Source organism: Streptomyces enissocaesilis (assembly GCF_039533765.1).
In the GTDB taxonomy this organism is placed as follows: Bacteria; Actinomycetota; Actinomycetes; order Streptomycetales; family Streptomycetaceae; genus Streptomyces; species Streptomyces enissocaesilis.
Window position 1 is genome coordinate 1 of the sequence record NZ_BAAAUD010000113.1, and the last position, 18,176, is coordinate 18,176.

At 68.5% G+C, this 18,176-nt stretch carries 16 protein-coding genes and 1 riboswitch; of the genes, 13 read left to right on the forward strand and 3 right to left on the reverse strand.

What is annotated here, in order from left to right; all coding sequences use genetic code 11:
* The first annotated feature begins 186 nt into the window (after positions 1-186).
* The 10 genes from clsA (at position 187) to ABD374_RS33610 (ending at position 10,172) form a co-directional block, all read left to right on the forward strand.
* Positions 187-795 carry a cardiolipin synthase ClsA gene (clsA, locus tag ABD374_RS33565; RefSeq protein WP_344500765.1) on the forward strand — a complete coding sequence of 203 codons (609 nt, stop codon included), beginning with the start codon at positions 187-189 and terminating at the stop codon, positions 793-795.
* A 117-nt stretch (positions 796-912) separates the two neighbouring features.
* Entirely contained in the window at positions 913-3,408 is a 2,496-nt protein-coding gene (locus ABD374_RS33570; protein WP_344500766.1) for a sugar phosphate nucleotidyltransferase, read from the forward strand.
* An 88-nt stretch (positions 3,409-3,496) separates the two neighbouring features.
* Positions 3,497-4,429: a DUF881 domain-containing protein gene (locus ABD374_RS33575; RefSeq protein WP_344500767.1), complete on the forward strand. Its 933-nt coding sequence runs from the start codon at positions 3,497-3,499 to the stop codon at positions 4,427-4,429.
* Entirely contained in the window at positions 4,426-4,758 is a 333-nt protein-coding gene (locus tag ABD374_RS33580) for a small basic family protein (RefSeq protein WP_023543062.1), read from the forward strand. The genes ABD374_RS33575 and ABD374_RS33580 overlap by 4 nt, the downstream gene beginning before the upstream one ends.
* Positions 4,759-4,763: 5 nt before the next feature.
* Positions 4,764-5,555: a DUF881 domain-containing protein gene (locus tag ABD374_RS33585; protein WP_344500769.1), complete on the forward strand. Its 792-nt coding sequence runs from the start codon at positions 4,764-4,766 to the stop codon at positions 5,553-5,555.
* Between the two features lie 82 nt (positions 5,556-5,637).
* Positions 5,638-6,594: a double zinc ribbon and FHA domain-containing protein gene (locus ABD374_RS33590; RefSeq protein ID WP_344500831.1), complete on the forward strand. Its 957-nt coding sequence runs from the start codon at positions 5,638-5,640 to the stop codon at positions 6,592-6,594.
* Positions 6,595-6,611: 17 nt separating this feature from the next.
* Entirely contained in the window at positions 6,612-7,355 is a 744-nt protein-coding gene (gene ftsR / locus ABD374_RS33595) for a transcriptional regulator FtsR (protein ID WP_344500771.1), read from the forward strand.
* 53 nt (positions 7,356-7,408) lie between these two features.
* Entirely contained in the window at positions 7,409-7,882 is a 474-nt protein-coding gene (locus tag ABD374_RS33600; RefSeq protein WP_006123076.1) for a bifunctional nuclease family protein, read from the forward strand.
* A gap of 167 nt (positions 7,883-8,049) precedes the next feature.
* On the forward strand, positions 8,050-8,670 hold the full coding sequence (locus ABD374_RS33605) for a MerR family transcriptional regulator (protein WP_344500773.1): 621 nt from the start codon (positions 8,050-8,052) through the stop codon (positions 8,668-8,670).
* Positions 8,671-8,738: 68 nt separating this feature from the next.
* Positions 8,739-10,172, forward strand: a complete 1,434-nt coding sequence (locus ABD374_RS33610; RefSeq protein WP_344500775.1) for a DNA polymerase IV — start codon at positions 8,739-8,741, stop codon at positions 10,170-10,172.
* Here the strand turns inward: ABD374_RS33610 and ABD374_RS33615 are convergent.
* Positions 10,100-10,465, reverse strand: coding sequence for a PRC-barrel domain-containing protein (locus tag ABD374_RS33615; protein ID WP_344500777.1), 366 nt, complete (start codon positions 10,463-10,465; stop codon positions 10,100-10,102). The two genes, ABD374_RS33610 and ABD374_RS33615, sit on opposite strands and share 73 nt — an antisense overlap.
* Before the next feature lie 114 nt (positions 10,466-10,579).
* Positions 10,580-10,676: riboswitch (glycine riboswitch) on the forward strand.
* A gap of 233 nt (positions 10,677-10,909) precedes the next feature.
* Here ABD374_RS33615 and gcvP point away from each other — a divergent pair.
* Positions 10,910-13,795, forward strand: a complete 2,886-nt coding sequence (gene gcvP / locus ABD374_RS33620) for an aminomethyl-transferring glycine dehydrogenase (protein WP_344500779.1) — start codon at positions 10,910-10,912, stop codon at positions 13,793-13,795.
* A gap of 147 nt (positions 13,796-13,942) precedes the next feature.
* Here the strand turns inward: gcvP and ABD374_RS33625 are convergent, their stop codons facing one another.
* Together ABD374_RS33625 and ABD374_RS33630 are read right to left on the reverse strand one after the other, a co-directional pair.
* Positions 13,943-14,140, reverse strand: coding sequence for a DUF5999 family protein (locus ABD374_RS33625; RefSeq protein WP_344500781.1), 198 nt, complete (start codon positions 14,138-14,140; stop codon positions 13,943-13,945).
* 346 nt (positions 14,141-14,486) lie between these two features.
* Positions 14,487-15,089, reverse strand: a complete 603-nt coding sequence (locus ABD374_RS33630) for a hypothetical protein (protein ID WP_344500783.1) — start codon at positions 15,087-15,089, stop codon at positions 14,487-14,489.
* A gap of 496 nt (positions 15,090-15,585) precedes the next feature.
* Between ABD374_RS33630 and ABD374_RS33635 the strand changes: the two genes are divergently transcribed.
* Both ABD374_RS33635 and ABD374_RS33640 read left to right on the forward strand, forming a co-directional pair.
* Complete coding sequence (locus tag ABD374_RS33635; RefSeq protein ID WP_344500785.1) at positions 15,586-17,094, forward strand: glutamate-cysteine ligase family protein; 1,509 nt, start codon at positions 15,586-15,588, stop codon at positions 17,092-17,094.
* 231 nt (positions 17,095-17,325) lie between these two features.
* A complete protein-coding gene (locus ABD374_RS33640; protein ID WP_425577422.1) occupies positions 17,326-18,126 on the forward strand; it encodes a CPBP family intramembrane glutamic endopeptidase in 801 nt (266 codons plus the stop codon).
* Positions 18,127-18,176: the final 50 nt, after the last annotated feature.

The window sequence follows — 18,176 nt, forward strand, 5'->3', positions numbered from 1 at the left end:
GTACTGCAGGGGGGACCCTGTGGGAGAGTAGGACACCGCCGAACAATCATTGTGGGAAAGCCCCGCACCATTCATGGTGCGGGGCTTTCCTGCGTTCCGGGACCTACCACACCCCTCGGCATCTGCCGACTGTGGGTACGGGTAAGGTCAGGGGCATCATTGGCACGTTTCCACAGGAGGCCCCGGGTGGAGGTTCAGGAAACCCGCGTTCAGACGGACCGGGTGCTCACCATCCCGAACATCCTCAGCATGGCTCGCCTCGTTGGCGTGCCGTTGTTTCTGTGGCTGATCCTCCTGCCTGTGTTCGGTGGGCCCAAGAGTGACGGCTGGGCCTTGCTGGTGTTGATGCTCAGCGGCATCAGCGATTATCTCGACGGAAAGCTCGCCCGTCGTTGGAACCAGATCAGCAGTCTCGGGCGACTGCTCGACCCGGCCGCCGACAGGCTGTACATCCTTTCCACCCTGCTCGGTCTCACATGGCGAGAGATCCTGCCGCTGTGGCTCACCGCTGCCCTCTTGGCCCGTGAGCTGATGCTCCTGGTGATGGTGGGCATCCTCCGCAAGCACGGCTATCCGCCGCCGCAGGTCAACTTCCTGGGGAAGGCCGCTACCTTCAACCTCATGTACGCGTTCCCGTTGCTGCTTCTCAGTGACGGAAACGGGTGGCTGCCGTCACTGGCTGCTATTTTCGGATGGGCGTTCGCCGGATGGGGTACAACTCTGTATTGGTGGGCAGGAATCCTCTACGTGGTTCAGGTCCGCCGGCTGGTGAAGGCGGAGACCGCGGCCGATTGAGCCTGCCAATTACGGTGCAACCCAAGTGCCTGATTGTCCGTGCGTGATGCCTCTCGGGCAGCCCTGGCCGGGTGAAGTCGGTTAGACCGTCATCTGTTCGAGGAGGATTTTTCCGACATGAAGGCCGTCGTGATGGCTGGTGGCGAGGGCACTCGCCTTCGCCCCATGACCTCGAGCATGCCCAAGCCGCTCCTGCCGGTCGCCAATCGGCCGATCATGGAGCATGTGCTGCGGCTGCTCAAGCGGCATGGGCTCAATGAGACCGTCGTGACCGTGCAGTTCCTGGCTTCGCTCGTCAAGAACTACTTCGGTGACGGCGAAGAGCTTGGGATGGAGCTCACCTATGCCAATGAGGAGAAGCCACTCGGCACTGCCGGCAGTGTGAAGAATGCCGAGGAAGCATTGAAGGACGATGCGTTCCTTGTCATTTCGGGTGATGCTCTCACCGACTTCGATCTCACCGACCTGATCAGGTTCCACAAGGAGAAGGGCGCACTGGTCACGGTGTGTCTGACCCGGGTACCGAATCCTCTGGAGTTCGGCATCACGATCGTGGACGAGGAGGGGAAGGTCGAACGGTTCCTGGAGAAGCCCACGTGGGGGCAGGTCTTCTCGGACACCGTGAATACGGGCATTTATGTCATGGAGCCCGAGGTGTTCGACTATGTCGAGGCGGACGTCTCTGTCGACTGGTCGGGCGATGTCTTCCCTCAGCTGATGAAGGAAGGCAAGCCGATCTACGGCTACATCGCCGAGGGCTACTGGGAAGACGTGGGCACGCACGAGAGCTACGTCAAGGCCCAGGCCGATGTCCTGGAGGGCAAGGTCGATGTGGATCTCGACGGTTTCGAGATCTCTCCCGGAGTCTGGGTGGCCGAAGGTGCCGAAGTGCACCCGGACGCTGTGTTGCGGGGGCCGCTCTACATCGGTGACTACGCCAAGGTCGAGGCCGGCGTGGAGCTCCGGGAGCACACGGTCGTGGGGTCCAATGTCGTCGTCAAGAGCGGGGCGTTCCTCCATCGGGCGGTCGTGCACGACAACGTCTACATCGGCCAGCACAGCAACTTGCGCGGCTGTGTGATCGGCAAGAACACCGACATCATGCGAGCCGCGCGGATCGAGGACGGCGCCGTCATCGGGGACGAGTGCCTCGTCGGTGAGGAATCGATTGTTCAGGGCAATGTGCGGGTCTACCCGTTCAAGACCATCGAGGCCGGCGCCTTCGTCAATACCTCGGTGATCTGGGAGTCGCGGGGACAGGCACATCTCTTCGGAGCGCGCGGTGTCTCCGGCATCCTGAACGTGGAGATCACCCCCGAGCTGGCGGTGCGCCTCGCGGGTGCCTACGCCACCACGCTGAAGAAGGGGGCGACGGTCACCACCGCGCGTGACCACTCGCGTGGTGCGCGTGCGCTGAAGCGGGCGGTGATCTCGGCGCTTCAGGCGAGCGCCATCGACGTACGCGATCTGGAGAACGTGCCGCTGCCAGTGGCGCGACAGCAGACGGCTCGTGGCAGCGCCGGCGGAATCATGATCCGTACGACTCCGGGTGTGCCGGACTCCGTCGACATCATGTTCTTCGACGAGCGTGGCGCGGACCTGTCGCAGGCCGGACAGCGCAAGCTCGACCGGGTGTTCGCGCGGCAGGAGTACCGGCGGGCCTTTCCCGGCGAGATCGGCGATCTGCACTTCCCGGCCAGTGTCTTCGACTCCTATACCGGGTCGCTGTTGCGGAACCTGGACGTCACGGGTATCGCCGAATCGGGGCTCAAAGTCGTCGTCGACGCTTCCAACGGAAGTGCCGGTCTTGTGCTGCCGAGCCTGCTGGGACGGCTCGGGGTCGACGCGCTGACCATCAACCCTGGACTCGACGAGTCCAGGCCGACAGAGACGGCAGACTCTCGCCGTTCCGGTCTTGTGCGGTTGGGTGAGATCGTCGCTTCGGCGCGGGCCGCCTTCGGAGTACGGTTCGACCCGGTGGGTGAGCGCTTGTCGCTCGTCGACGAGCGCGGGCGGATCATCGAAGACGACCGGGCGCTTCTGGTGATGCTCGATCTGGTCGCAGCTGAACGGCGCAGCGGGCGGGTCGCGCTGCCGGTGACCACCACGAGGATCGCTGAACAGGTCGCGGCGTACCACGGAACGCAGGTGGACTGGACGACCACGTCGCCGGACGACCTGACGCGAGTAGGCCGTGAGGAGTCGACCATCTTCGGTGGCGACGGACGCGGTGGTTTCATCGTTCCGGAGTTCAGCAGCGTCTTTGACGGCTCTGCCGCCTTCGTGCGGCTGATCGGGCTGGTGGCCAGGACTCAGCTCACGCTGAGCCAGATCGACGCGCGGATACCGCGAGCCCATGTGCTGCGACGGGATCTGGCCACGCCGTGGGCGGTGAAGGGTCTCGTCATGCGCCGCGTGGTCGAGGCCGCCGGAGACCGGTTCGTGGACACGACCGACGGCGTGCGTGTGGTCGAGGCGGACGGGCGATGGGTGATGGTGCTGCCGGATCCGGCGGAGGCTGTCACTCATTTGTGGGCCGAGGGGCCCGATGACGATTCGGCCCAGGCGTTGCTCGACGAGTGGTCCGCGATCGTGGACAGCGCAGGTCACTGAGGTGTGACCGGTGTGCCGGACGGGGTGTGACCACCCCGTCCGGCACACCGGTGGGGCCATTCGGCGGTAACACCTCCGACGTGCGACGATGTGCGGCATGTCGCAGCAGTTCCCTGATCGGAGCACCTCTCCTCCACCTCCTCGGCGCCCCGACGCGTCCATGTCGCTGCTGACGAATGTGATGGATCACAGCCTCGATGACGGGTACGCGGAGGCGGCGGCCCGCAGGAAGGCCGACGGCAGCGCGGGCATGCCACGCACACTGCGCGCGAAGCTCGGGCTGGCCGCAGGCCTTGTACTGGCCGCCCTGGTCGTCACCGTTGGCGCCGCACAGGCGCGGATCGCGGCACCGGTTGTCGCGAAGGAACGTGAAGAGCTCATCGACCGTGTCGAGGCGGAGACCTCCGCGGCCGACAAGCTGGAGCAGAATGTCGACAAGCTCCGGGTCGATGTGGGAGAGCGGCAGCGAAAGGCGCTTCAGGAACACGGCGGTGACCAGGGTGGCCTGGTGGCTCTGCTGTCGGGGGCGACGGCTGTGCAGGGCCCGGGTGTGAAACTTGTCGTGGACGATGCCAAGGACACGGCCCAGGGCGGCGGGGGCCCCCGGGAGAGCACGAGCTTCTCCGACACGGGCCGGCTGCGGGACCGGGACATGCAGAGGATCGTCAATGGTCTGTGGTCCTCGGGCGCCGAGGCTGTGGCCATCAACGGGCAGCGGCTCACCTCCCTGTCGGCGATCCGCGCCGCCGGCGAGGCCATACTGGTCGACAACAGACCGCTGGTGCCCCCGTACACGGTGCTGGCGGTGGGGGACGGGCAGCGGTTGAGTACCGCTTTCCAGGACAGTGCCGACGGTCAGTACCTGCATGTGCTGCAGGAGAACTACGGCATCAGGACAAGCATTTCCGCTCAGGAGGAGGTCCGGCTTCCTGCCGCGCCGAGCCTGATCGTACGTACAGCAGAGCCGCTGGCCGGGGGCGCCGGGAAGGGCGTGGCCAACACAGGGAAGGGCACATCGTGATCGCCGTACTGGGCCTCGTCGTGGGAGTCGTGGTCGGACTGTTGGTCCGGCCCGAGGTACCGGCGGTCGTCGAGCCGTATCTGCCGATTGCCGTCGTCGCGGCCCTCGACGCGGTCTTCGGTGGTCTGCGGGCCATGCTTGACGGGATTTTTGTCGACAAGGTCTTCGTCGTGTCCTTCCTGTCGAACGTCGTGGTGGCGGCGCTGATCGTGTTCTTGGGCGACAAGTTGGGCGTCGGCGCGCAGCTGTCCACGGGTGTGGTCGTGGTGTTCGGCATCCGGATCTTCTCCAACGCGGCGGCGATCCGCCGTCACGTGTTCCGGGCGTGAGGCAGATGAGTACAGAAGACAATCCCCAGCACGGCGAAGAAGAAGCACAGGCTCAGGAGCCGGTGGCGCAGCGGCCCTCGACCGGGCGCCAGCGGCTGATCGCGGGGCTGTGGCCGCCGCGCGTCACGCGGGCGCAACTCGTCGTCGCGCTGCTGCTGTTCGTGCTCGGGCTCGGACTCGCGATCCAGGTCAGGTCGAACAGCGACGACAGCGCGCTGCGGGGAGCACGCCAGGAGGACCTGGTGCGCATCCTGGACGAACTGGACGATCGTACGCAGCGGCTCGAGGATGAGAAGCAGAAGCTCGACGACCAGAAGACCGAGCTGGAGAACAGCTCGGACCAGGCGGAAGAAGCTCGTAAGCAGACGCTGGAGAAGGAACGTCAGCTCGGTGTGCTGGCCGGTACGGTGGCGGCGCAGGGGCCCGGGATCACGCTGACGATCACGGATCCGCACTCCATGGTCGAGGCCGACATGCTGCTGGACGCGATCCAGGAGCTGCGGGCGGCAGGCGCGGAAGCGATCCAGGTCAATGACGTCAGGGTGGTCGCGGACACGTACTTCTCCGACAGTGACGGCGGCATCCAGGTGGACGGGCGGAAGATCGGCGCTCCGTACCGCTTCGAGGTGATCGGCAAGCCGCAGGACCTGGAGCCCGCGCTCAACATCCCCGGCGGCGTCGTGCAGACGTTGGAGAAGGAGCAGGCCATCGCTGCCGTCGCCCGCTCCGAGAAGATCGTCGTGGATGCCTTGCGACCGGCGAAGCGGCCTGACTACGCTCGGTCGTCATCGCGGTGAGGCGGGGGCGCATGGGGGCACCGGGACAAGGGCATCAGGTTGCGGGGGGTCGGCGCACCGAAGGCATGGTGCGTGGTGGAAACTGTTTGGTGGATACGGACGTTGTGAAGATGTCCGGTTCGGCAGGTGTGTTCATTCAGGGTTCGTCCTGCCCCACGGGCGGGTCTGTTTCAGTCAAGGGGAATCGCCCGTGAAGTTGTTTGCGAAGTTGTTCGGCAAGAGTGCACGTGAGGACAGTGCGAACAGCACCGCCCGTCACCGTGCTCCGCGTGGTGGAGAAGTTGACGAGCAGGGCGGTGGGCGCCCGCTCTTCCGGGACGAGGTCACTGGTCCAGATGGTGACATTTCGGGTGGTCGGGGCGCGTCGGCCGTTGACCCCGCCGGTCCTGGCCGCATAGGTTTCGAGGAATCACCAGCCTCAAGCACGGGTGGAGGGTTTGCCTCCGATCCGTACGCATCCCATGCCCGTGAGGGGCAGCCGCGGCAGGAGGATCCGTCCATGTCGGCCTTGCCGGTTTGTACGAGGTGCGGGCATCGTAATGCCGAGGCCAGCCGTTTCTGTTCCAACTGCGGGGCACCGCTGCGGGCCGGAGCCGCCGCCGAGCGTCCCTCGGAGACGACGTCGACGATCTCCATCTCCGGGCTCGAGGCGTACGAGGCGGAAGTGACGGGGCAGACCGCTCTGCCCTCGCTCTCGCCCGAGGCCCAGGCGGCCGTCGATGCCCTTCCGCTCGGTGCGGCGCTGCTGGTGGTGCGACGCGGTCCGAATTCGGGCAGCCGTTTCCTCCTGGACGGTGAGCTGACCACGGCCGGCAGGCACCCGCAGAGCGACATCTTCCTCGACGACGTGACCGTCTCACGACGCCACGTGGAGTTCCGTCGGGGCGCTGACGGCGGGTTCACCGTCTCGGATGTCGGCAGTCTCAACGGCACCTACGTCAATCGCGAGCGGATCGACTCGGTTCCGCTGTCGAACGGCGACGAGGTGCAGATCGGTAAGTACCGGCTGGTCTTCTACGCGAGCCAGCGGGCCATCTGACCCGTACGGGAAGGTCCATGCTGCGAACACTGACGGGCGGTGCCGGAGACGGCACCGCCACCGCAGGCGATCGGCTGGTGAGCATCGGCACCGTGCTCAACCTGTTGCGCGACGAGTTTCCCGAGGTCACCATCTCCAAGATTCGTTTCCTGGAGACCGAGGGGCTTGTCGAACCGCAGCGGACGCCCTCCGGCTACCGCAAATTCAGCCCGAACGACATCGAGCGGCTGGCCCAGGTGCTGCGTATGCAGCGCGATTACTATCTTCCGCTCAAGGTCATTCGCGAGCATCTCGAAGCGCTTGAGCGCGGCGAGCAGGTGCAGCTCCCGTCTGCCGGCGGGCCGCGTGACGTGCACGACGGCTCGCCGGAGGGCGAGGCCGAGCGCCCGGGCACAGTGCGGATCGGCCGCGCGGAGTTCCTGGCCGCGGCCGAGGTCGGCGAGGAGGAGCTCGAGCAGTGGGAGTCGTACGGTCTGATCTCGTCCCTGCCGGGCGGCGGGTACGACGCCGACGCCGTCACGGTGGCCAAGCTCGTCGCCGACCTGGGGCGGTTCGGTCTGGAGCCGCGGCATCTGCGATCGGTGAAAGCGGCGGCGGAACGGGAGGCCGACCTGGTCGAGCAGGTCGTCGCGCCACTGCGCCGGCACCGGAATCCGCAGACCAGAGCGCATGCGGAGGCCACGACCAAGGAGCTCGCGGAGTTGTCCGTCAGGCTCCATTCGGCCCTCATTCAGGCGGCTCTCGGCGTACGGCTGCACTGAGCATGGGGGAGCCCGACTACCCAAACCTGCCAGGCACGTCCTAGGGTTGCTGTGTGAACGAGCTCGACGTCGTAGGTGTCCGGGTGGAAATGCCCTCGAACCAACCGATCGTGCTCCTGCGCGAAGTGGGAGGCGATCGGTACCTCCCCATCTGGATCGGGCCGGGGGAGGCGACCGCGATCGCCTTCGCCCAGCAGGGGATGGCCCCTGCCAGGCCGCTGACCCATGATCTCTTCAAGGATGTACTCGAAGCGGTCGGCCAGGAGCTCACCGAAGTCCGCATCACCGACCTGCGGGAAGGGGTCTTCTACGCTGAACTGGTCTTTGCCAGTGGAGTCGAGGTCAGTGCGAGGCCTTCGGACGCCATAGCGCTGGCGCTGCGCACCGGAACGCCGATCTACGGCAGTGACGGTGTGCTGGACGACGCAGGCATCGCGATCCCCGACGAGCAGGAGGACGAGGTGGAGAAGTTCCGTGAGTTCCTCGACCAGATCTCCCCTGAGGACTTCGGGACCAACAGCCAGTGAGCCGTGCACCAGGGGCCGTCCGCGCATTCGAGTAGCCTTTCCCCGGAGTGGGGCACGGGAAACCACTCTCAGGGTGATTATCACTCGGCGTGCCGAGTGTGGCGATCGTTGACGCACCCCGGGTGACTGCCTACCGTCGACAGGGCAGGTCAAGGACGGAGGTCGGCGTGAGAAGCAGCGGCGACGGTACGGTGGCGGGCGGGCCGTATCCGCTTCACGGCAGTGCGGTCGGCCCTCTGGCGGGGCGGCAGAGCGTGACGTCGGCCATGGGCGGGACAGCGGCGGCCGACAGCACGGACAGCATCGGGTACCGGGGGCCGACCGCCTGTGCGGCGGCTGGAATCACGTACCGGCAACTTGACTACTGGGCGCGCACGGGGCTGGTCGAGCCGAGCGTGCGGCCCGCTTATGGGTCGGGTACGCAGCGTCTCTACAGCTTCCGCGACGTCGTCGTCCTCAAGATCGTCAAGCGGTTCCTGGACACCGGTGTCGCACTGCAGAACATCCGTGCCGCCGTCCAGCACCTGCGGGCCCGCGGGTTTCAGGATCTCGAGCGGATGACGCTCATGAGCGACGGCGCGACGGTGTACGAGTGCTCGTCGCCCGACGAAGTCGTCGAACTCCTCCAGGGCGGGCAGGGCGTGTTCGGGATCGCCGTGGGCGTGGTCTGGCGGGACGTGGAGAGTGCGCTGTCCCAGCTGCACGGCGAGCGCGTCGACACGGGCGAGACGCTCGTGGGCCACAACCCCACCGACGAGCTCGCCCGGCGCCGCAACAAGGCGGTCTGACCGGCGGTCCGGCCTCCTGCCGTGCTGCCGGCCGCCGATTGTCAGTGCCGTACGGCAGCATCGGTGGTGTGAGAGCCGCGCCCACCATCCTGCATCTCGACATGGATGCCTTCTACGCCGCCGCAGAGCAGGCGGCGAAGCCGAGTCTGCGCGGAAAGCCGGTGGTGGTCGGCGGTACCGGGACCCGCGGGGTCGTCGCCACGGCCTCGTACGAGGCCAGGCGCTTCGGGGTGCATTCCGCGATGCCGGTGGCCCAGGCCCGTCGGCTGTGCCCGAACGCCGCCTATCTGATGCCGCGCTTCTCCCTCTACCGTTCCGTGAGCGAACAGGTCATGGAGCTCCTCGGCCGGCTCTCCCCGCTGGTGGAGCCGCTGAGTCTCGACGAGGCCTTCGTCGATCTGGAGGCGGGCGGGGTGGCCGACGACTCGGCCTCCGCCCGCAGGGCCGGAGAGCGGCTGCGGGCGGACATCCGGGCGGTCACGGGGCTCACGGGATCCGTGGGGCTCGCGGGCTCCAAGATGCTCGCGAAGATCGCGTCGGAGCAGGCCAAGCCGGACGGGCTGACGCTGATAGAACCGGGCACCGAACGCGAGCTGCTGGGGCCGATGCCCGTACGGACACTGCCGGGGGTCGGGCCTGCCACCGGGGAGCACCTTCGGCGGGCGGGGATGACGGCCGTCGTCGACCTGGTGGAAGCGGGCGAGGACGAGCTCGTACGGCTGCTGGGGAAGGCGCACGGGGTCTCGCTGTACCGGATGGCCGTCGGGCACGACGACCGGCCCGTGGTGGCCGAGCGGGACGCGAAATCGGTGTCGGTCGAGGACACCTTCGAGGTGGACCTGCACGACCGGGTCAGGATCAGGGCCGAAGTGGTCCGGCTGTCCGACCGGTGTGTGCAGCGGTTGCGGGCGGCCGGGCGCTCGGGCAGGACGGTGGTCCTCAAGGTGCGCAGGTACGACTTCTCGACGCTGACGCGTTCCGAGACGCTGCGGGGGCCGACGGACGACCCCGCCGTGGTGCGGGAGGCCGCAGGACGGCTGCTGGAGTCGGTGGACACCACGGGCGGGGTGCGGCTGCTCGGGGTGGGGGTCACCGGGCTCGCCGACTTCACGCAGGAGGACCTTTTCGCCCAGGCGGCCGGTGAGCGGGCGCAGTCGCAGTCGGCGGAAGAAGCCGTGGACGCGGATCCGGGCGGCGGGGTGCCGGCGGCGCCGGTGCCCGAGCCGCCGCCGGAGCGCCGGTGGCTGGCCGGGCAGGACGTGCGGCACGCCGCGTACGGAGCGGGGTGGGTGCAGGGCAGCGGGGTCGGACGGGTCACCGTGCGGTTCGAGGAGCCGACGTCGGCGCCCGGGCGGGTGCGGACCTTCAAGGTGGACGATCCGGACCTGGTGCCGTCGGATCCGCTCCCGCTGGTGAGGGCGGCCCGGGATCAGGCGGGGTCCTCACCGGCCAGCCGGCCGAAGTCCCGGTCGGGGGCGGGGGAGGAGATGTCGAGCCCGTAGTGGTGGTAGAGCTGGAGTTCCTGCTCGGGGGAGAGGTGGCGGCCGACGCCGAAGTCCGGGGCGTCCTTGATCAGCGAGCGGTCGTAGGGGACGCGGAGGGAGTCGTTCACGACCGTGCTGGGCTCCAGGGGGACGAAGGCGTCGCGGCCGAAGAGGCCGGTGCGTACGGCTGCCCATTCGGGTTCCCCCGTGGCGTCGTCGAGGTACACCTCGTCCACCGTTCCGATCTTGGTGCCATTGCGGTCGAACGCCTTGCGGCCGATCAGGCTGCGCGGATCGATGTCGGTCTGCACGGTCCCTCCAACTGATCGCAGCTGCTCCGTAGACCCTACGAAAGGGCACAACTGTGGACTCGGCCACTCGAGGGATCCGCGACGAGGCTCGCTGGTAGGCTGGCAAATGGCTGCTGACCCCGTGCGGGAGAGTCTCCGGTGAACATGCCGGGGACGCCGAAGGAGCAAATCCTCCCCGGAATCTCTCAGGCCCCCGTACCGCACGGACGAGGTCACTCTGGAAAGCAGGGCGGGCGTCGGACGGGCATGTGCTGGAGAACAGCACAGCACCTGTCGCGGCTCCCTTCCTCACCGACGGTGAAAGCCGGAACGACCTTCGACGTCAGTGATGTCCGTACGGTCTTCCGGTGAAGCTCTCAGGTTGAGATGACAGAGGGGGAGGCCGTCCGGGTACCGTGCCGTGGTGCCCTCGCAGGTCGCGTCAGACCAGGAGGCCTTCCGCAGATGACCGCAAACCGCATTCCGCTCTCGCAGCTCGAGCGTGGCATCCCCTTCGAGCAGCGCCACATCGGGCCCGATGCCGAAGCCCAGGCCAAGATGCTCGCCCAGGTCGGTTACGGCTCGCTCGACGAGCTGACCGCGGCCGCGGTGCCGGACGTCATCAAGAGCGCCGAGGCGCTCGGGCTGCCCGACGCCCGCACCGAGGCCGAGGTCCTGGCCGAACTGCGTGCGCTCGCGGACCGCAACCAGGTGCTCGCCCCGATGATCGGGCTCGGCTACTACGGCACCTTCACGCCGCCGGTGATCCTGCGCAACGTCATGGAGAACCCGGCCTGGTACACGGCGTACACGCCCTACCAGCCGGAGATCTCGCAGGGCCGGCTGGAGGCACTGCTCAACTTCCAGACGATGGTCGCCGATCTGACCGGTCTGCCGACCTCGGGCGCCTCGCTGCTCGACGAGAGCACCGCGGCGGCCGAGGCCATGGCGCTCTCGCGCCGCGTCGGCAAGGTCAAGAACGGCGTCTTCCTGATCGACTCCGACGCGCTGCCGCAGACCGTGGCCGTCATCCGGACGCGCGCGGAGCCGACCGGTGTCGACGTCGTCGTCGCGGATCTGTCCGGAGGCATTCCGGCCGAGGTCGCCGAGCGCGGTGTCTTCGGCGTGCTGCTTCAGTACCCGGGCGCCTCGGGCGCCGTACGGGACATCAAGCCCGTCATCGAGCAGGCGCACGAGCTCGGTGCGGTCGTCACCGTCGCCGCCGACCTGCTGGCGCTGACGCTGCTGACCTCGCCCGGCGAGCTCGGCGCGGACATCGCGGTGGGCACCACCCAGCGCTTCGGCGTTCCGATGGGCTTCGGCGGCCCGCACGCCGGGTTCATGGCCGTCCGCGAGAAGTTCGCGCGCAGCCTGCCGGGGCGGCTCGTCGGTGTCTCCGTCGACGCCGACGGGAACAAGGCGTACCGGCTGGCGCTGCAGACGCGGGAACAGCACATCCGCCGGGAGAAGGCCACCAGCAACATCTGTACGGCGCAGGTGCTGCTCGCCGTCATGGCCGGCATGTACGCCGTCTACCACGGACCCGACGGGCTGCGCGGCATCGCGCGCCGCACGCACCGGTACGCGACGCTGCTCGCCGAGGGCCTGCGGACCGGCGGGGTCGAGGTCGTGCACGGCTCGTACTTCGACACGCTGACCGCGCGGGTCCCGGGCAGGGCGGCCGAGGTCGTCGCCGCGGCCCGTGAGGGCGGGGTCAACCTGTACCTGGTCGATGCCGACCACGTCTCCTTCGCCTGCGACGAGACGACGGCCCGCGCGCAGGTCGCCGCGGTCTGGTCGGCCTTCGGGGTCGACGCCGACATCGAGGCGCTCGACGCGAAGACGGCCGACGCGCTGCCCGAGGGGCTGCTGCGGAGCGACGAGGTCCTCACGCACCCCGTCTTCCACCAGCACCGTTCCGAGACCGCGATGCTGCGCTACCTGCGCAGGCTCGCCGACCGCGACTACGCGCTCGACCGCGGCATGATCCCGCTCGGCTCCTGCACGATGAAGCTGAACGCGACCACCGAGATGGAGCCGGTCACCTGGCCGGAGTTCGGGGCGGTCCACCCCTTCGCGCCGGTCGAGCAGGCGCAGGGGTACCTGACGCTCATCCGGGAGCTGGAGGAGCGGCTCGCCGAGGTCACCGGGTACGACGCGGTGTCGATCCAGCCGAACGCCGGTTCGCAGGGCGAGCTGGCGGGGCTGCTGGCGGTACGGGCGTACCACCGGGCCAACGGCGACGACCAGCGCACGGTGTGCCTGATCCCGTCGTCCGCGCACGGGACCAACGCGGCGAGCGCGGTCATGGCCGGTATGAAGGTCGTCGTCGTCAAGACCCGCGAGGACGGCGAGGTCGACGTCGAGGACCTGCACGCCAGGATCGAGCAGTACCGCGACGAGCTGTCGGTGCTGATGATCACCTACCCCTCCACGCACGGGGTGTTCGAGGAGCACGTCGCCGACATCTGCGCGACGGTGCACGAGGCCGGCGGTCAGGTCTATGTCGACGGCGCCAACCTCAACGCGCTGGTCGGCCTCGCCAAGCCGGGCAAGTTCGGTGGGGACGTGTCCCACCTGAACCTGCACAAGACCTTCTGCATCCCGCACGGCGGCGGCGGCCCCGGCGTCGGTCCGGTCGGCGTACGGGCCCACCTGGCGCCGTACCTGCCGAACCACCCGCTCCAGCCGACGGCCGGTCCGGAGACGGGCGTGGGGCCCATCTCGGCCGCTCCGTGGGGCTCGGCGGGCATTCTGCCGATCTCGTGGGCGTACGTCCGCCTGATGGGCGGGGAGGGGCTCAAGCGCGCCACGCAGGTCGCCGTGCTCGCGGCGAACTACATCGCCAAGCGGCTGGAGCCGCACTACCCCGTGCTCTACACCGGCCCCAACGGGCTGGTGGCGCACGAGGCCATCGTCGACCTGCGGCCGCTGTCGAAGGCGACGGGTGTCAGCGTGGACGACATCGCCAAGCGCCTCATCGACTACGGCTTCCACGCGCCGACCATGTCGTTCCCGGTGGCGGGGACGCTGATGATCGAGCCGACCGAGAGCGAGGACCTGGCGGAGATCGACCGGTTCTGCGACACGATGATCGCCATTCGCGGCGAGATCGAGAAGGTGGCGTCGGGCGAGTGGCCCGCGGACGACAACCCGCTGCGCAACGCGCCGCACACGGCGGCCGCGCTGGGCGGCGCGTGGGAGCACGCGTACAGCCGTGAGGCCGCGGTCTTCCCGGCCGGGGTCTCGGCCTCGGACAAGTACTGGCCGCCGGTGCGCCGGATCGACGGCGCGTTCGGTGACCGCAACCTCGTCTGCTCGTGCCCGCCGCTGGACGCGTACGACAACTGACGGACGCGGGGACGGCGCAGAGGCGCCGATGTGCGTCGGGGCCGGTCCGGAGGGTTTCTCCGGGCCGGCCCCTCCGTCGTACCGCCGCCCTACGGCCGTACTCGGTGTACGGGCCGGGCTACGCGCGCACTCGGCATACGGGCAGAGTCACGCGGCCTTGACGACGTCCAGCGGACGGTGCGGGGCGATGATCTGGCCGTCCGGCAGGAGTTCGCCGGTGTCCTCGAAGACGAGAACTCCGTTGCACAGCAGGCTCCAGCCCTGCTCCGGATGGTGTGCCACGAGACGGGCGGCTTCCCGATCGGCGGATTCGGCGGTCGGGCAGGCTGGTTGGTGCTGGCACATGGAAGGGTTCTTTCGCTGCGTTGTGGTGAGTGTCCTGCGGCTCGATGCGGTGCTCATGGCCGCCCCCCGTATCAATCGGTCCGGTCCCAGTGTTGCCCCACGGACGTCGATCCGCAGGGATTTCACGACAGCTCTCCTCACTGATTGATGACGCGTCACCCGTGCGGGCGGTTCAGTTCAACCGGGGCGTATTTCCGGGTGGTTCGGGGTGGCCGGTACGGGCTAGTCCGGACGGGTCGGCACGGGCCAGTACTGTGCCCCGTGCCGGGGCGGGCACGGGGCACAGGGGGCGTGAAGGGCGTTGCGAGGAGCTTGTGAGGGCTGGTGTCGCGCTGTCCTGCTGTCGTCAGGCGGACTGGCTGAGGAGCGGGGCGGCCGCCGGTGGCGCGAGCCGGTGGGTCAGCAGCGGCAGCAGGTCGGCGACCCGGTGCGGGCGGTGCGAGGCGATGCCGGGCGGCGCGGGCGCCAGCGGCACGAGCAGGTCCGTCGGCAGCGGCATCGTGTCGGCGGCGTCGGTGTGGGCTTCGGGGCCGTCGTGCAGCCACAGGGTGAGCATGTAGAGCTCCGGCACGGACAGCAGGCGGGGCTGGTAGCGCGTCGACATCGCCTCGGCCTGACGCAGCGCGCGCTCGCTGGAGGTGATGTACGGGCCCTCGCAGAAATGGGAGAAGGCCCAGCCGTCGGGGGTGAGCATGCTGTCGGCGGCGGCCACCGTGCGGTCGCCGCTGCGGATCAGGAACCGCCAGCCGGTCAGCCGGGCGCGCGGTGGTCTGCCGGAGGGGATGATCCCGTCCAGGACGTGGACGGGAAGAGGGAACTCGGGGCTGAGGGGTCCCTGGGCCGTACGGAGGGCCGCGGGACGGGCCTCCCGGACGGCGGTGGGGGAACCGAGTGCCGCGAGGACGCTGCGTAGGGCGGGCGCGGGAGCCGAGGGGACAAGCAGCGGCATGGTGGGTCGCCTCTCACTTGGGAGACACGGTGATGCGTGGGCGGTGCGGACGGCGCTGTCTGCGTGTGATGCAGGTGCGGGGTCAGAGGGGGGCCGTGGGGCGATGGCCGGGGCGCCAGCTCTCTGCCTCGTCTGCGGAGTTTATACGACACGTGTTCACATGGTGTTTCGGCTAGCGGTCGCCGGTATTGCGGGCAAGGCGGTATCCGGACCTTTTCCTGCGGAGAATCTACCCATTCACCGGGGTCTCAGGCCCGTGGCCTGGAAAGTTCCGGCGAAAGCGGTAGGCCGGAAATCATCGGCTTTTCTCACCGACGGCAGGGCGCTGGTATCTGCTTTCTGCCGCATGCCGAGTGAATGTGCCGCTGGGCTTCCCGGTCGAGGGTACCCGGTCCTCTGCGGCCGTGGGGCGTTACGGATCGGCATGTCTGGGCATCATCGATCGTGACGTCAATGCCCGATGCTGTGAGCCGCCCACTCGAGGAGGGGTACTTCGATGGGGGAGAAGGTCGTAGCAGGCGGGTTCGATCTGTCGGACCGGCAGCGGTACCGGAGGAAACTCCAGCAGTGCCTGGAGGGACTGGAGCGACTGCTGGCGGAGAAGCGCTTCGACCGCCCCAAGAACCTCATGGGACTGGAGATCGAGCTCAATCTCGCCGGAGCCGACGGGATGCCGGCGATGGTGAACGCGGAGGTCCTCGACCGGATCGCCAGCAGTGATTTCCAGACCGAACTCGGAATGTTCAATCTGGAAGTGAATATTGCTCCGCACCGGCTGGGCGGACGCGTCTTCGATCAGCTGACGGAGGAGCTGCGCACCAGCCTGGGGTATGCCAACAGAAAGGCGGAGGAGGTCGCCGCGGGCATTGTGATGATCGGAATTCTGCCGACGCTCGGGCGCCATGATCTGGTTTCGGCAAACCTCTCCGACATCGACCGCTACCAGTTGCTCAATGATCAGATCGTCGCCGCGCGGGGTGAGGACTTCACCCTCGACATCGCCGGCGTCGAGCGTTTGAGCTGTACCTTCGCCTCCATTACGCCCGAAGCGGCCTGCACCTCCGTGCAGTTGCACCTCCAGGTCACGCCGAACCGGTTCGCGGATGTGTGGAACGCGGCCCAGGCGATCGCGGCGGTGCAGATAGCCGTGGGCGCCAACTCGCCCTTCCTCTTCGGGCACGAGCTGTGGCGCGAGTCGCGGCCGCCTCTCTTCCAGCAGGCCACCGACACCCGCCCGCCGGAGCTGAAGGCCCAGGGCGTACGGCCCAGGACCTGGTTCGGCGAGCGGTGGGTGGAGTCGGCGTACGAGCTCTTCGAGGAGAACGTGCGCTACTTCCCGGCTCTCCTGCCGATATGCGACGACGAGGACCCGCTCCTGGTGCTCGAGGACGGCGGGGTGCCGCGGCTCCAGGAACTGGTGCTGCACAACGGGACGGTCTACCGCTGGAACCGGCCCGTGTACGGGCTGGTCGACGGCGTACCGCACCTGCGGGTCGAGAACAGGGTGCTGCCCGCAGGACCGACGGTGACCGATGTGATCGCCAACGCGGCCTTCTACTACGGGTTGGTCCGGGCGCTCGCCGAGGAAGCGCGGCCGGTGTGGAAGCGGCTTCCCTTCGAGGCCGCGGAGGAGAACTTCGACGCGGCCTGCCGCCACGGCATCGACGCGGAGATCGTCTGGCCGAAGCCGGGGCGTGCGAACGGGACCGCGCGGGTTCCGGCCGTCAGGCTCGTACAGGAAGAGCTGCTGCCGCTGGCCGCGGCCGGGCTCGACGCCTGGGGCATCGAGCCCGCGGACCGCGACTACTACCTCGGCGTCATCGAGCAGCGGTGCAGGCGCCGCGTGAACGGCGCTTCCTGGCAGGTGGACACGTACCACCGCGCCCTGGAGGCCGGTCTGGAGCGCGAAGCCGCGCTGGCCGCCACCACCCGCCGCTACAGCGAGCTGATGCACCGGGGCGATCCGGTGCACACGTGGCCGGCGGGATTCCCGGGACGAGTCTGAGGGGACAGCCGGCCGGGCTGCGGGTGGGCCGCCGCCGGCGCCCGGGGTGTGCCCGGACTGTGAGCCGGAGCCGGAGCCGGAGCAGGGTTCTGGACCTGGTGCCGTCCGTCGCCGCGTCGTCGGGCAAGCTGTGACGTCCCGGGGCCTGTCACGCGCGATCTCCGTGCCCGTGTTCGAGACCCTGGCGGGCGGAGCCGGTGACGAGGCGGAACGGCCGAACTGGAGGCTGGTGTGCAGGCAGAGGCGGGACGGGTGGCCGGCTCTCATCCCGGGCAGGGGGTGATGCCGCGGACCCTCCGTGCCGAGGTTCTGATCGTTCTCGCGCTCTCGCTGGGCGCGAGCGCGGTGTCGTCCCTGATCAGTTTTGTCGGAGCGCTCACGAAACCGGGTGGGCTCAAGGACCAGGCGGCGAAACTCAACGGGTCGTACACACCGGGGCGGCCGTGGCTGGATCTCGCCTGGCAGCTGTTCGGCATCACGTCGGCGCTGGTGCCTGTGGCGCTGGTCGCGTACCTGCTGACGCGGGAGGGCACGGGGCTGCGTGCGATCGGGTTCGACCGTACGCGGCCGTGGCCGGACCTGGGGCGGGGGGTGCTGGTCGCGGCGGGCATCGGCAGCGCGGGGCTCGCCTTCTACCTGGTCGCCATCGAGTCGGGGTTCAACCTCACGGTGGTGCCGGAATCGCTGCCCTCGGTGTGGTGGAAGTTTCCCGTACTGATCCTGTCCGCGATGCAGAACTCCGTGCTGGAGGAAGTCATCGTCGTCGGGTATCTCCTGCGCAGGCTCGATCGGCTGGAGTGGTCGCCGATGGCCGCTCTGGCGGCGAGTTCGGTGCTGCGCGGCTCGTACCACCTGTACCAGGGGATCGGCGGTTTCATCGGCAACATGGTGATGGGCGCGGTCTTCGTGCTGCTGTACCGGCGCTGGGGGCGGGTCGGGCCGCTGGTCGTGGCCCACACGCTGCTCGATGTCGGGGCCTTCGTCGGGTACGCGCTGCTGGCGGGCAGGGTGGGATGGCTGCCGACGGCTTGAGGGCGCGGGGAGAGGGCGTACCGGGGTTCCGTCCCGCACGGGAAGCTCGG